We start from the raw sequence: 14,637 nt of genomic DNA on the forward strand, positions 1-14,637 counted from the left end.
TTGCTGAGCCGGAGCAACCATCAGGAATGGCCAAAGCCATTCAACCAAAACACAGTGGTAGTTTACGATTCCGCTTCCCTGATGACAATCGCAGTATGCCATATTAAAATTCCCGATCAATTTAAATTGAAAGTAATGAATAAAAAATTTGCGGAACAACCAAGCATTCAACACAGAAAATATAAAGCAAAAACAGCTGAAAATATTTTTCTGGAATATAGTAGGTTTTACAAAAGAATATATATTTTGTTTAAATCTGAAAAGCCTCAATAACCAATTATTCATTACTTAAAACAACAATTATGGCCTTTAAAGCAAACCTTAAAATAGGCAGTAAAGAGTTCGACGTAATCAGCTGCAATTATTCGTTACGCAGGGATGTTGACGCAAAGGGTCGTCCCGCATCCGGACTGTATGGCGGAACCATCAACCTTGCGTTGGAGTCTTCAGATGACACTTCTGTAATCGAGTCAATGGTAAACCAATACAAACCAATCGATGGCACCGTTACGTTCAAGAAAAGTGATGAGGACTCTAAGATGAAAGAAGTATCATTTGAAAAAGGGTATATCATCAACTTCGCAGAAAGCTTTGATATTATCGGGTCACAACCAATGCTCATTAATTTCACTGTTTCTGCACAAAAAATTAAAATAGGAAATGCAGAACACAAAAATGACTGGCCCGGAAACTAAAGCAGGATGTGCAAATAGCAGGCACCTGCCAAGCGCAGATTTTAATTAAGCTTTACTCAGCAGTACCATTTTCGAATACCCTTATCCGGTCCGGCGACCTCCATTTTCACTAAGGCCTTGTTTTTACATTGCACTCCTATCTTCCGGTAATTAACATTCGAAAAGGTTATTGCCGGAAACAATTATCCTGGCTATAACAACGAAAATGCAACTTCGACCATTATCAGTGATAACCATTGTCGATATTAATACCTATACAAGCAATCCTCATGATTGCCGAAAGCAAGTATGCCAAAAGAGAGCCTTGCATCGATATACAGCACGAAAGACTCGTGTGATTGATCCGTTTTATTAAAGGGGAGCAATTAAATCTTTAATTAAATGCAAAGCCGTTATGCTTAAGCTAATACTATAGCAATTGCAACCTCGTCACTGAGCAAGGAATTAATATCAAATTGAAGCATACAAAGTCAAAGGAGGATAAACTTCATGATTAATAGGAGCAGCTTTTGCGATAGGCGCTCCAATTGATTTGCAATAGGCGCCGCAATTGACTTACGCCTTCCATGTTGAATTATTAACCATTTAGACAAATAGTTCAGGAATTTATCTCTTTGTTAAAAAGCGTGTCCTATTCAGTATTTTATATGTAGCCACAAAGCTTGCCAGATAAAATAAACATACCAGGTTATGGAGTATAATATTCTTGCAGAAATTGAAATTGAGCAAACCAGAATCGAGTATTATACCAATATTGTTCTGCGCCAAAAATTTAATGAACACCACGAATTTATTATCCGGATTAACCATGATGTTTTAGAGAATCAAAAATCTTTCTCGCTTCAAAAGGCACAACAGCTCATCGGCAAATCTGCGATCATTCGTTTCAGAAAGGTTGCAAATGATACGACCATTGCCAATGAATTCCGCGGGATCATTTTCGCGATTACTATGGAACAGTCAAACAGCTTTACCGGCGACCTCGTAATAAAAGGTTATAGCCCCACCATGGTCCTGGAAAATGGCGAGCACCTTGCATCCTTTTACAAAAAGGACCTTAAAACAATTGTACAGGAGCTGACGAAACCATTGGCGGGAGTAAACTGCGCTACGGAAATCAACCCCCGCCACAAAACGGAAATACGATACACTTGTTTGTACCGTGAAAGTTTGTTTGCATACTTGAACAGGCTATCATCATCCTACTCGGAATGGCTTTATTACGATGGCAGATCGCTTGTATTTGGGAAACCGGCAAATCTCCAATCAATCGAAGTTGTTTATGGTGCCGACATCACCAGCCTAAAATTAAACCTGCAAATGTCGGCCATGAATTTTACCGCTTATTCGTACAATTCAAAAAACGACAATCTAATTACCGCGCAGTCGCCCAAAGCTGTTGACGGCTTATATCATTATGGCAAACACGTGCTGGACACATCGGACCGGATTTTTACCCATCCGGCAAATGCCCCCATAAGCCAGCGTGCAGACAACACAATGGAACTGCAGGAGATCGTCGGACGACAAAAAGCCGTCAAGGCTGCCGGATTGCAGGTACTCTGCGGCAGCAGCAACAACCCTGAGCTAAAATTAGGGATACAAATGAACATGAAGGTTTCTAGTTTTGATCATGGCGAATTAAGTCAGGAGGAATATGGTAAATACCTGATTATCGCTATAGAACACCATGTGGGTGAAAACGGCAAATACTATAACACATTTGAAGCCCTGCCCGCGGTTACAACGGCAATCCCGGTCAGGAATGTTCGCCTGCCCGTAGGAGAACCACAGGTTGCAATCGTAAAGGAAAACGACGACCCCGACAAACTTGGTCGGGTGCGGGTCCAGATGCTGTGGCAGAAAAATGGTGAACTTACCGATTGGATCAGGGTTTTATCGCCTGATGCCGGATCGGGAAAGTCCGGGGCAAAAAACAGGGGGTTTGTATTCATTCCGGAGGTGGGCGACCAGGTGATGGTTTGCTTCAGGTACAATCATCCTGACCGCCCGTTTGTAATCGGCAGTATGTTCCAGGGTAAAACTGCCGGCGGCGGTGGAGAAAGCAATAAGCGTAAAAGCCTGGCGGCACTTTCCGGCAGTGTCATCAGTCTTGACGGTGACAGCATTACCGTGAAGGACGCAAATGAAAACAGCATCCAACTTGATGGTGCGGGCAACATTACCGTCAGCAGCTCGGAGTCAATTACCCTTAAATGCGGGGACAGTTCATTAACGCTAAAAAAAGACGGCACTATTGATCTCGCAGCGAAAAAACGGATCAACATTTCAGGTGACACTGAAGCTGTGTCCATATCTTCTGACCAGCTGGTGAAGATCGACTCCGGAGCAAAGGCCATTATAGAAGCGATGCAAAGTGTTTCAGTTGAAAGCGCAACTAAAATAAGTGTACAAGCCCCGACAACCGACATCAACGGCGAGGCGAACTTGAACCTGGAGAGTGCTGTGGTTCAACTGCACGGTAAAGCTATAGCAAACGTAAAAGGGGGTTTACTCAATCTCAATTGCAGTTGATGAGCCAGCAGCACAATCCCATAGCAAACCTGATAACAAAAATTCAACAACATTGGATAAAAGAAGTTTCTTCGGATCCCAATAGCCGGATTGTTCAATGGCTGATCGATCCGGGTGAAGTGAAACTCTACCACGCTTTCCTGCAGCTTGAGTCTACAAGGGCTGGTGAGCTGCCGGAGATGATTGTAGCCCAAATAACACCATTTCAATCGGCGGATACGTTTAGCGCGGCAATTGCCGCTACCTGGATGGACGCTTATGTACGGGATACTACCCTCGCTAAAACAGGCAATGATTGCGGTAATTTCCGGCTACCAAACAGCCCCGAATACCACCTTCAGCCTTTTAGACGGGAGCAGGACCTCCTGTACCTGCTCAAAGCTTTCCGACAAAACTTTCTCCCTGGTAGAAAACTTACCCTGGCACTGTTGCCCGACCATATCTCATCATTAAACGCCTATGAACAATGGATGCACCTGGTTAAAAAATCCTGTATCACCGATGGTATCACGTTTGTCGCGTTTGTACCCCGGAACACCAGGAATGCAGACGGTTTTCCTGATGATTCGCCGTCTGTGATTAAGACAATCTCTCTTAGCCTCGATCTCGAGGGTTCGATTAATAAGATCGCAACATCCGGTGACCCCCTGAACCCGGAAGTACACCTGAGGAACCACCTTTTTAAGATGTCGAAAGCTGTTCAAAATAACAGCTTAACCGGGTTGCGAACCGCGGGGGCATCCTGTTTAAGTTACCAGTTGCGCTTTGGAAACATGGCTTTGATTGCTACGGCGCATATCATCTTTGCCGGAATGCTCTTTAACTTCAAAACGTACCAGGATATTGAAAGCACCTTGCAGAAGGGACTGCGCTTTGCAAAACGAGGCATGCAGTTAGGCGACCAATCCTGCAAACCACTCATTGTTCAATGCTATGGCCACCTGGCAGCCTGCAACCAATTAAACAACAATCGGCAAGATGCCATCCTAAACTATCAACAACAAGCCTCGTTTGCATCAAATTGCGGGCTTCACCTGCAGGCAATTACGGCATGGCAGCAAGCGGCAACCCTGGCCAAGGACCATGACCATTTGCTACACCTGCAGCTGTTGGAAGAAGCATGGGATTTCAGCAAACAAATGCCTGTTGCAGAACTCTCGCACTCCGATTTTTATGCGATAGGTCTTGCGCTCTTTGACCGAATGCAAGAGCAGAAACAATATGCAGCTGCTGATGAAGTTGGCAATCGCATGACCGAAGTTTATGGGCCTGGTTGGGAAGCAAAAACCCGGCAGAAAGCTGAAGGGGCGAAATCGAAAAAGGCACAGGTGGTGGAATATGAACACACCGCGTTTCATCCGGTTTAAGTACAGTCAAGTAACCTGGCCGAAACTAAATTGCCAATTGCTCCTGCAAACAAAAGCACAGGGTCTGTCGACAGCCATCGTTGTCAGGCGCACTTTGCACCGATTGGATTTGAACAATCCATTTTAGTAGTGACTTTAACACACCTGCAAGGACTTGCGTTTACCAATGGAGACTCACTGGAAGTTGTTTCTAAATACGGGAGGTTTGAACCGCTGTTAATCGTTTGAACCGCTATTAATCGATTTCTGACTTTTCGTTAAGGGAGGTTTTGCGAAACGCTGTGTGTTATGGCTCGCTGAACAGGGGAACTCAAAACATTGCTGACTGGCCTGGGTTTACACAATAATGATATTCCAGAAGTCAGCACATCGATAATCCACATCAGATGGATCGTTTAATCCCAGTAGTGGAGAGCTGCAATTGCAATACGTGAATACTGTTGTCACAAGCAAGTGAGTCCACATTGGTTGTAGCATGTAGATATGCTGTTGTCACCCGCAAGCATTGAAATACAATATCTTTTCTTAGCTTCAGCCAAACGAAGTTATGAGTTCCAGGCAGTTAAGCAGGTCGCTGGGTTTGAGGTTGGTTATTGTCGTCGTGATTGGCAATATTATCGGCTCAGGTGTTTATAAGAAAGTGGCGCCAATGGCTGCAGAACTTCATTCATCCGGCTGGGTACTCATTTGCTGGATACTTGCCGGGATCATAAGCTTATTTGGATCTTTGTGCAATGCCGAGGTTGCGGGAATACTGGCCGATACCGGCGGCGAATACGCCTACTATAAAAAGATCTACAACCGCTTCTTTGCTTTTATGTTTGGCTGGTCGCTCTTTACCATCATACAAACGGCAGCAATTTCGGCACTGGCCTATGTATTTGCACAGTCATTAAACAACATTGTACACCTTCCTGCTATTTTGCCCGCCCTGGCTAGCTTCAACTTATTTGAAACGTTTTACCCGTTTGCCGATCTGAATGTAAAACTCGCGGCTATCCTCCTGATCATTCTACTAACATGGATTAATGCCCGTGGTATTAAAGCCGGGGCAGGAGTTAGTACTGCGATACTGATCCTTGTGTTTGGCGGCATTCTGACCATCATCAGCTTTGGACTTGCCAGTGAGCATTCGCAGCTTTCCCGTATTGCCATGCCCACCGATAATAATACGGCCGTTTCCGCCAGTGCGGTATTTACCGCAATGCTGGCCGCATTCTGGGGATACCAGGGATGGGCCGCAATCGGTTATATCGGGGGCGAAATCAAGAATGCAAAACGCAACATCCCACGCGGTATCACAATTGGCGTGCTCACCATTATTGCATTATACCTTCTGGTAAATACCACCTATCTGTCGTTATTATCAGTTGACCAGTTGCAGGCGATTTACAACTCGGGTAACCAAATCGCAGCTGTTGAAGCAGTGCGAAGTTTTTGGGGAAGCAACGGAGCCCTGTTTATTAGTATACTCATTATGTTAACGACACTCGGCTGTACAAATGCCACTATCCTGGCAAGTTGCCGACCGTATTATGCAATGGCAAAAGAAGGTTTGTTTTTCAGGTCGGTAGCAGAACTCAACCGTAGAAATGCGCCGGGTGTTTCGCTCGTTTACCAGGGGACCTGGGCGTGTTTGCTGGTATTGTCGGGCACGTTTGATCAACTTACCGATATGATCATATTTGCGGTATTCATTTATTATGGCGCAACAACGCTTGGGGTTTTTATACTGCGTCGCAAAATGCCGGATGCGGTTCGACCCTATAAAGTGTGGGGCTACCCTGTAGTACCCGCTATTGTTATTTTATTTTGCATAGCCCTGGTATTTAACACCGTTTTCAGCAGACCGCGTGAGGCGGCTATCGGGCTTGTGCTGATGCTCACCGGGGTGCCTTTTTACTATTTGTTTAAAAGCCGGAATAAACAGACGGACATATCCCTACAAGTACCAGGAATGCAGGACTCTTCTGCCCACAATCACTAAGGTAGCCTGGCTCCTGGTCACACGTTTAAATCCTTCAAGTACTCGTGAACCAATTGTACTGCCATTGAACCTTCACCAACTGCAGATGACACCCGCTTAACGGATTCGCTACGCACGTCGCCAACGGCAAAAACACCGGGCCTGCTGGTTTCTAATAGGAATGGGGCGCGTTCGATGTTCCATTTGGAAGACCCTGCTACGTGTGCCCCCGTTAGAATAAATCCCTTATCATCTTTATCAATCCCTTCTCCGACCCATTCGGTACGTGGAATAGCGCCAATAAAAGAAAATACGGCGGAAACTTCCAGCATGCTCTTTTCCTGTGTTTTGTTGTTGACTATTCCAATGCTTTCTAAACGATCTTCTCCATTGAGGGCAATCACTTCGGTATGTCGGAGTAGTTCGATATTGCCACACTCGTTTATCCGCTGACTCAGGTAATGGCTCATGGTTAGTGCCAACTCTTCGCCCCTGATCACCAGGTATACCTTTCCGACATTCCTGGACATAAATACGGCTGCCTGGCCGGCCGAATTACCTCCACCAACAATAGCTATGTTATCTTTACCACACATGGTAGCTTCCATCTTGGTGGCGGCATAGTACACTCCCCTACCCTCGAATTGCGCAAGGTTATCAACGTTTAATCTTCGGTACTCGGCCCCACTTGCTATGATAAGTGACTTTGCTTTTATTCTTTCCCCTGATGCCAGCTCAACAACACTCAACTGCTCCTCAAAATCCAATTTGCTTACGTGGGCCGGCACACTGAACACTGCTCCAAACTTTTCGGCCTGTACAGCCGCCCTGGCGGCAAGTTCAGAGCCTGAAATGCCGGTTGGAAACCCCAGGTAGTTTTCAATTTTGGAGCTTGTTCCCGCTTGTCCGCCCGGGGCAGTCATGTCGAGTACCACGGTATCCAGACCTTCAGACGCGCCGTAAACCGCAGCTGCTAACCCGGCAGGTCCGCCACCTACGATTACCAGGTCGTATGGCTCGTCGTTTAACACCTGCTTAAGCCCAATCTTTTGTGCAAGCAGGGTGTTGGAAGGATTTCGAAGTATCCATTCATTACCATACACCACAATGGGCGAATCACTTTCTTTTACGCCAAAATTCCGGGAGACGGTATGTACCACAGGATCAGTTTCCATGTCGACCCAGGTATAAAGCACCCTGTTTTTTGAAAGAAAGTCCCGGAGCCTGAAAGTGTCCTGCGAATCCGGAGCACCAATAACCCGTAGCCCAGTGAAATCGGTTTCCTGTAGGGCATTTCCCCTGATAATAAAAGCATTTAAAATCGTGTCGCTTAACTCCGGTTGTTCACTGATCAATTGGTGGAGCTCATCGCTACATATCTCGTAAACCTCAACCTGACCTTTTGCTATTGCGTCAACGTTGGATGCCCGGCCGGAAAAGTTGGCGATATCGCCCGTAAATTCCAGTGGCTCGTGTACAAGGATCGTTTGCGGCTTTTCACCTGAACGGTCTATAACTTCGATATTTCCCTTTCGAATAACATGAAATAAAAAGCCGGTTTCACCTGCTTTTAGTAAAACTTCACCGTCCTTATAAGTTCGGCATTGCGCAATGCTTGCAATCGAATCAATTTGTGTTGGCGAGAGCAAGGGAAATCCCCCGGGAAATCGCTCTTTATAATTTGCTACATCCATATTGCTATATTATTCGTGTTCAGGCGTATCACCTTCAAGCTGGGGTCAGATCGCATGCATTCACCCCTATCTTGACGTAACCGGCACCGGACAGCTTATGATCCTTCTGCCAGTTTCATGGATAGCGGATCCCGGAAATGGTAAAAACGCTAATCCGAAACTCGTGACCAAACACATCACAAGAAAATACCATAAAATCGCGCCGCACTGTTTGCAGGTGATTTCCCCAATAAACGGTTTTGGAGTGCCCCTCTATCATTGATAAATTCCCCTGTTGAACGCTTGCTGCGTGAGGAACTAAAAGTACAAGAGTGCGACGCAACGATGTGACATCGTGAATTGATGCCGGGTCCAAAAAAATAGCCCCTGTTGGTAGCTGTAGCTGCATTCCGGAACGCGAACCAATAAAAGCCACGGTTGGTGTGGTACAGCTGAATGCTGCCCACACTTTGCACATGCGGTGTGGTTGTTGCTAGCAGAAATTAATGCCCCATGGTGGGCAAGGAAGGGCAGAAATCCAGATTAAGCTTTCGATTAGCAGCTACTTACATGTTAGTAAGTTTAAGTAAATGAAGTGCTGCAAATCGGACAAAAAGCAAAGATCATTTGATATTAACAGGTTAGATAACACTTAATTGTTGCCCTATTTTTTAACTTCGCCAAAACCTTTGAATGAAAACTTCCAGTAGAATACTTTTGGGTGTTGCTGCAGTAACTTTAGCCGGTGTTATAATCTATTATGTCAATTCAAAACAGCATAGAAAAACTTATATGTTAGCTCAGGTTGCTGATGAAGGTTATGAGACTGCCGAGGATATTCTTTTTCCTTTGAAGTCGAGAAGAAGGCTTTGGCGCTCTTCGTATTAATGCGCGGTATGGTATCCCAATTCTACTTACAGGTTCTTAAATTTTACCTGACTCGAAATCACCCTCTTATTATTATTGTTGCTTTCAAGTTTACAAAGGTTTACATGCCCTTTCTCCGAAGTTGCAAATCAATGCGGGGTTGCCCAGAAGGGCGTAAACCTAAATATATTGCTGTAACCAGACCTTGAGCCAGTCCATCCATTTATCAGGGCTGGTGCTATTGTTGAGTCCAAAGCCATGGCCGCCTTTCTCGTATAAATGTATCTCGGCAGGCACTTTCTTTTTCTGCAAGGCATCAAAAAACGCTACGCTGTTCTGAACTTTAACCGTTTTATCGTCTTTAGCATGCACCAGGAACGTAGGCGGTGTTCGCCTGGTGACCTGCATTTCGTTTGAGTATTCAGTTATTTTCTTTTTTGATGGCGAAGGACCAAGCAGGTTGGTTCTGGAGCCCATGTGCGCAAGGCTGTCGGTCATACTCACAACAGGGTACATGAGCACCATAAAGTCTGGTCGAAGGTTTATGCCCGATGTATTCGAAATTACCGCGTTCTTATAATGGGTGCCCAATGATCCGGCCAGGTGCCCGCCGGCTGAGAAGCCCATTATGCCAACTTTATTTTTGTTGAGCTTCCACTCTGTTGCACGCTCCCGCACAAGTTGAATCGCACGTTGTGCATCCTGTAACGGACCAATTTCCTTATCCTGCATCAACGTATCATCGGGCAAGCGGTATTTAAGCACGAAGGCGGTTATCCCCCACTCACTTAGTTGTTGTGCGACATCATCGCCTTCCTTTTTGATCGCCAACCTTGCGTATCCGCCACCCGGGCACACGATTACCGCGGCGCCATTTGACTTACCGCTTGGTGGCAGGTAAACCGTTAGGGTAGGCTCCGAAACTTTGCTAATCCTTGCTCCACCATCGTCGCCGGTAACCACCCTTTCTTTGCCGGCATTTGCTTTTGCATTAGGAATTATACCCGGGTATAAAGGAATTACCTGCTGGGCCTGAACGCCAGCAACCATTAGGGTAAGCAGCAGCAGAAAAAAGATTTTCATACGATAAACTTCAGCAGCTAAAATACTAAGATTGGCCTTAACACTCCTGCCTTTGTGGATATGCAACCCTGAAAATGGCACTTAAAATCGCAATGAAGATTTACAACTACTTTTGACGCTTTCCGGCTAAATAACTGTTCATGGAGAATGGATCATTGCAAAGAAGGTTGGGTCTTCCACAAGCTACTGCTATAAACATGATCGACATGGTGGGTATAGGACCATTCATTACCCTGCCGATGGTTATCGGCATGATGAATGGCCCCTTTTTTCTGTATGCCTGGCTTGCAGGAGCAGCATTATCGTTTGTGGATGCAATGGTATGGAGTGAGTTGGGTACGGCTTTTCCACGAGCTGGCGGCAGTTACAATTTTTTGAAAGAAGCATATGGAGAAAATCGCGCGGGCAAGCTCTTTAGCTTTCTCTTTGTTTGGCAAACCATGATACAGGCCCCACTTGTAATTGCCTCAGCAGCGATCGGGTTTGCCTCTTATTTTTCTTTTCTTGTTCCGATGTCGGACCTGACTTCGAAAGCGCTGAGTGGTTCAATCGTAATCCTGATTGTATTATTGTTGTACCGGAAAATTGAAGCGATCGGGAAAATCAGCATCTTACTATGGGTTGGGGTTCTGCTTACCATGTTCTGGATCATCGGTGGTGGCATTGCACACGGCAATTTTTTACAACCCATCAGGGATATTAACAATGGACTGGAACTGAATTATGCGTTTGTATCTGCATTGGGTTTTGCCAGCGTGAAAACCGTTTATAGTTACCTGGGGTACTACAATGTTTGTCATCTTGGAGGGGAGATCATCAATCCCTCGAGGAATATTCCACGGAGTATGTTCCTATCCATTGCGGGAATTGCCGTATTGTATGGCATGATGAACATCAGCGTGGTGAGTGTGATACCGTGGCAGGAAGCAAAAAACAGCGAGTTTGTTGTGAGTGTATTTATTGAACGGATCGCAGGTTCTTTTGCTGCAAAAGTCGCAACCTGCCTGATATTGTGGGTTGCATTTGCTTCGGTGTTTTCAGCTACGCTTGGCTATACCCGTATACCTTATGCAGCAGCAAGTGATGGTGCATTTTTTAAAGTGTTTGCCAGGTTGCATCCCACCAAACACTTTCCGTATATATCGTTACTGGTACTCGGCGGAATTGCTTTTGTATTCAGCCTGTTGTTCCGGTTAGGAGATGTGATTAGCGCCATACTGTCTATGCGTATCCTCATCCAGTTTATCGGGCAGGCTGTCGGCCTGTTGCTGTTGCATAAGCAGCGCGGGAAAAAAATCTTCCCATACAAAATGCCCTTGTACCCTCTCCCTGCATTATTGGCGATAGCCATTTGGCTTTTTATTCTCCGTTCTACGGGGTTGAAGCTCGTGCTGTATGGGCTTACGGTAATTGGAGCCGGCACGGCCGTTTACCTGGTGAAAGCTTACCTTTCTTCGGAGTGGCCGTTTCATAGATCGAAGGCCCCACAAGCCGTTTCGAAATTCTAAAAATAGCGTGCAAGTACTGCCGCCAAGCTCTAGTGGTAAAAGATCTTAAGCATAGGCGTTGCAGGGGTCGGCGATATGATCAGATTAGATTACTGTACTGCAAACGACCGCAAAAAAAACAGCTATGAAACACCTGGTGCTTCATAGCTGTCTGTATTGAGAGCATATTTTTATATTGCTTCTGCCATATTGGGGATTTGCGCAGATTTATAAAGACCAGCGTCTAATTTTTTCTTTGACTCATCGAAAGCTTTCAGCGTCAGATCAACATCTTCTTCGCTGTGCGCAGCAGTAGGGATGATCCTGAATATGATATCGCCTTTGGGAATTACCGGGTAAACAACGATTGAACAGAAAATATGATAATTCTCTCTAAGGTCCATTACCATAGAGGTAGCTTCCGGTACGTCGCCTTTCATAAAGATGGGCGTTACCGGTGAATTGGTATTGCCGATATCGAAACCTCTTGCTTTGAGACCTGATTGCAACCTGTTTACATTGCTCCATAACTTCTCGCGCAGTTCAGGCATTGTTTTTACCATTTCCATCCGCTTCAGCATGCCCTCAACAATCAGCAAAGGAAGACTTTTTGCGAAAATCTGGCTGCGGGTATTGTACCGGAGATACCTTAATACCGCCCTGGGTCCGCTTATAAATGCGCCTATGCTGCCCATGCTTTTAACAAACGTAGAAAAGTATAGATCAACTCCGTCCTGGCATCCTTGTGCCTCGTCGGCACCGGCGCCGGTTGGTCCCATGTATCCAAATCCATGGGCGTCGTCGATAAGTAGCCTGAACTCATACTTTTGTTTAAGTGCAACAATTTCCTTGAGCTTGCCCTGCTCACCATCCATCCCGAATACACCTTCTGTAATCACCAGAATACCACCGCCAGACTTAGCTGCCATCTCGGTAGCCCGCTGAAGTTGTTTTTCACAATCTTCAACGTCGTTGTGTTTAAATGCATAACGTTGACCGAGATGTAACCGAACACCATCTACTATACAGGCATGTGCTTCGGCATCGTAAACGATCACGTCGCGACGGTTTACCAATGCATCAATACAACTCATAATGCCCTGGTAGCCGAAGTTTAGTAACATGGTGTCCTCACGGCTGACAAACTCGCTGATCACCCGCTCCAATTCTTCATGTTTTTGTGTATTCCCACTCATCATCCGGGCTCCCATTGGGTTGCCCATTCCGTACTTTGCGGCAGCTTCTGCGTCGATGCGGCGGACTTCCGGATCGTTAACAAGCCCGAGGTAGTTATTCAGGCTCCAAACAATCATTTCCTTTCCCCGGAATGTCATCCGGGGACCGAGCTCTCCTTCCAGTTTAGGAAAGGCAAAATAACCGTGTGCCCTATCCATATGCTGGCCAAGCGGGCCGCCATCCTTCACCAATTTTGCAAAAACGTCTGCCATATATTGTATTTAGTTATGTTGATTGCACACCTATGTTAGTAACCAGCCCCGGTAACAACGCTCTACAGGGGATACAGATTATTCATAGAGACTGCTTTACATCATCGATCGTACAATGAATAACTAAAGCAGTAAGTATTGAATCAGTTGCCTTTCAACGAGGCCGTTTAAAAGTGCGGCAAAGTTAAGGTATAGATGTTTACATCTTTATGCCGTAAAGGTGGTTTTACATTTAAACGACTTTAATCAAGCGTTTAACGGATTACTCTCTACTTAATCGGTTGGCAAGCAGGGATTACCATGGGAAATAAATTTAGAATATAATCGAGAGTTTTTGAGCAAGTTGCTGCAGATCCTGAACTACGGGATCCACAAGCGGAATGCCGCCCGCCATCCGGAAAACTTCCATCTCCCGTTCAATATCGCCGGGTATGAGTACCTTTTCTTCGCCTGGTACGGGGGTAGCAGCGCGAAAACGGTTTATCCAATTGTCCATGTGTGCTTTAAACTCCGAAGCCGGGCGGAAAGCATCTACCCGCATCGCCCCAAAAAAATGTCCGAGTCCTACTCCAGGCATGTTTTCGGGCATCGGTACATAGGCAGGAAAGGGTGGAGCCCAGGGGCCGTAACTGGCACCACTAAGCACTGCCGAAAAAATATCAACGATACTGCCTAAAGCATAGCCCTTATGACTTCCGTGTTCACGATCGCCCCCCAAGGGCAACAATGCACCCCCGCTTTTAAGCTCGTTTGCATCTGTTGAAGGCTGGCCATCCTTGTTCTGAACCCAGCCAAACGGCGCAGGCTCCTGTTTCCGCTGAAGTATCTCGAGTTTTCCATTTGCTGCCGTAGTGGTTGCAAAATCGGCAACAAATGGCGGTTGATCGCCGGCCGGTATTGCTACAGCAATAGGATTTGTGCCGAGCATACGTTCGATCGAAAAAGTGGGTGCCACGAGCGCACTTGCGTTGGTCATAGAGATGCCGATCATATCATCTTCCAGAGCAAGCATTGCATGATAACCTGCAATTCCATAGTGATTGCTGTTTTTAACGCTTACCCAACCAGTTCCTGCAATCCTCGCTTTTCCGATGGCAACCTTCATTGCAAAAGGAGCTACGACAAGACCCAGCCCTGCATCGCCATCCACAACCGCTGTTGATGGCGTTTCATAACTGACCTTAATTGCCGGAGCGGCATTTACCCGTCCCACTTCCCAAAGTCGAACATATCCCGTTAACCGTGCAACACCATGGCTGTCTACTCCCCGAAGATCGGCAGAGAGCAGCACGGAAGTGGCAAGTTTGGCGTCACCAGGATTACACCCGATATTACAAAAGACATTATAGGCAAAGTTGTACAACCGTTCGTAGCTAAAAATTTCACTCATGGTGCAAAATAAGGAAAGCGGGAGAAAGGAGGATTGCGCGAATCCAGTCAGCGGGGAATACGAAGGTTAGTCTTTCTGTTGCAGATGCCTCAGTCTCTATATTTCGTGGTTCTGCTGCGGCATGAT

General features: G+C 46.0%; 10 protein-coding genes. 6 read left to right on the forward strand and 4 right to left on the reverse strand.

What is annotated here, in order from left to right; all coding sequences use genetic code 11:
* Window positions 1-302: 302 nt before the first annotated feature.
* The 4 genes from tssD to EXU57_RS10095 all read left to right on the forward strand — a co-directional run bounded on the left by tssD (window position 303) and on the right by EXU57_RS10095 (window position 6,584).
* Complete coding sequence (gene tssD, locus EXU57_RS10080; RefSeq protein WP_133268078.1) at window positions 303-695, forward strand: type VI secretion system tube protein TssD; 393 nt, start codon at window positions 303-305, stop codon at window positions 693-695.
* Between the two features lie 690 nt (window positions 696-1,385).
* On the forward strand, window positions 1,386-3,230 hold the full coding sequence (locus EXU57_RS10085) for a type VI secretion system Vgr family protein (RefSeq protein ID WP_133268079.1): 1,845 nt from the start codon (window positions 1,386-1,388) through the stop codon (window positions 3,228-3,230).
* The gene (locus EXU57_RS10090; RefSeq protein WP_133268080.1) at window positions 3,230-4,597 is read left to right on the forward strand and encodes a hypothetical protein; all 1,368 of its coding nucleotides are present in this window, start codon (window positions 3,230-3,232) and stop codon (window positions 4,595-4,597) included. Before EXU57_RS10085 ends, EXU57_RS10090 begins: the two co-directional genes overlap by 1 nt.
* Window positions 4,598-5,144: 547 nt before the next feature.
* The gene (locus EXU57_RS10095; protein WP_133268081.1) at window positions 5,145-6,584 is read left to right on the forward strand and encodes an APC family permease; all 1,440 of its coding nucleotides are present in this window, start codon (window positions 5,145-5,147) and stop codon (window positions 6,582-6,584) included.
* Window positions 6,585-6,601: 17 nt separating this feature from the next.
* Here the strand turns inward: EXU57_RS10095 and EXU57_RS10100 are convergent, their stop codons facing one another.
* A complete protein-coding gene (locus tag EXU57_RS10100; protein ID WP_133268082.1) occupies window positions 6,602-8,257 on the reverse strand; it encodes an FAD-dependent oxidoreductase in 1,656 nt (551 codons plus the stop codon).
* 672 nt (window positions 8,258-8,929) lie between these two features.
* Between EXU57_RS10100 and EXU57_RS10105 the strand changes: the two genes are divergently transcribed.
* Window positions 8,930-9,124 carry a hypothetical protein gene (locus EXU57_RS10105; protein WP_133268083.1) on the forward strand — a complete coding sequence of 65 codons (195 nt, stop codon included), beginning with the start codon at window positions 8,930-8,932 and terminating at the stop codon, window positions 9,122-9,124.
* Between the two features lie 159 nt (window positions 9,125-9,283).
* Here EXU57_RS10105 and EXU57_RS10110 read toward each other — a convergent pair whose 3' ends face one another.
* The gene (locus EXU57_RS10110; RefSeq protein WP_133268084.1) at window positions 9,284-10,186 is read right to left on the reverse strand and encodes an alpha/beta hydrolase; all 903 of its coding nucleotides are present in this window, start codon (window positions 10,184-10,186) and stop codon (window positions 9,284-9,286) included.
* A gap of 140 nt (window positions 10,187-10,326) precedes the next feature.
* Here EXU57_RS10110 and EXU57_RS10115 point away from each other — a divergent pair, with 140 nt between their 5' ends.
* Complete coding sequence (locus EXU57_RS10115) at window positions 10,327-11,694, forward strand: APC family permease (RefSeq protein ID WP_133268085.1); 1,368 nt, start codon at window positions 10,327-10,329, stop codon at window positions 11,692-11,694.
* Window positions 11,695-11,864: 170 nt separating this feature from the next.
* On the opposite strand, the gene EXU57_RS10120 is transcribed toward EXU57_RS10115, so the two are convergent.
* Both EXU57_RS10120 and EXU57_RS10125 read right to left on the reverse strand, forming a co-directional pair.
* Window positions 11,865-13,121: an aminotransferase class I/II-fold pyridoxal phosphate-dependent enzyme gene (locus EXU57_RS10120; RefSeq protein ID WP_133268086.1), complete on the reverse strand. Its 1,257-nt coding sequence runs from the start codon at window positions 13,119-13,121 to the stop codon at window positions 11,865-11,867.
* 313 nt (window positions 13,122-13,434) lie between these two features.
* Window positions 13,435-14,511: an Ldh family oxidoreductase gene (locus EXU57_RS10125; RefSeq protein ID WP_133268087.1), complete on the reverse strand. Its 1,077-nt coding sequence runs from the start codon at window positions 14,509-14,511 to the stop codon at window positions 13,435-13,437.
* Between the last annotated feature and the right edge of the window lie 126 nt (window positions 14,512-14,637).

The sequence above is a fragment of the Segetibacter sp. 3557_3 genome, assembly GCF_004354985.1.
Lineage (GTDB): Bacteria > Bacteroidota > Bacteroidia > Chitinophagales > Chitinophagaceae > Segetibacter.

Excerpts from the sequence above, each read along its gene's own strand:
- EXU57_RS10120 (WP_133268086.1), bottom strand. The coding sequence starts at position 13,121 with ATGGCAGACGTTTTTGCAAAATTGGTGAAGGATGGCGGCCCGCTTGGC.
- tssD (WP_133268078.1), top strand. The coding sequence starts at position 303 with ATGGCCTTTAAAGCAAACCTTAAAATAGGCAGTAAAGAGTTCGACGTA.
- EXU57_RS10095 (WP_133268081.1), top strand. The coding sequence starts at position 5,145 with ATGAGTTCCAGGCAGTTAAGCAGGTCGCTGGGTTTGAGGTTGGTTATT.
- EXU57_RS10100 (WP_133268082.1), bottom strand. The coding sequence starts at position 8,257 with ATGGATGTAGCAAATTATAAAGAGCGATTTCCCGGGGGATTTCCCTTG.
- EXU57_RS10105 (WP_133268083.1), top strand. The coding sequence starts at position 8,930 with ATGAAAACTTCCAGTAGAATACTTTTGGGTGTTGCTGCAGTAACTTTA.
- EXU57_RS10125 (WP_133268087.1), bottom strand. The coding sequence starts at position 14,511 with ATGAGTGAAATTTTTAGCTACGAACGGTTGTACAACTTTGCCTATAAT.
- EXU57_RS10090 (WP_133268080.1), top strand. The coding sequence starts at position 3,230 with ATGAGCCAGCAGCACAATCCCATAGCAAACCTGATAACAAAAATTCAA.
- EXU57_RS10115 (WP_133268085.1), top strand. The coding sequence starts at position 10,327 with ATGGAGAATGGATCATTGCAAAGAAGGTTGGGTCTTCCACAAGCTACT.
- EXU57_RS10085 (WP_133268079.1), top strand. The coding sequence starts at position 1,386 with ATGGAGTATAATATTCTTGCAGAAATTGAAATTGAGCAAACCAGAATC.
- EXU57_RS10110 (WP_133268084.1), bottom strand. The coding sequence starts at position 10,186 with ATGAAAATCTTTTTTCTGCTGCTGCTTACCCTAATGGTTGCTGGCGTT.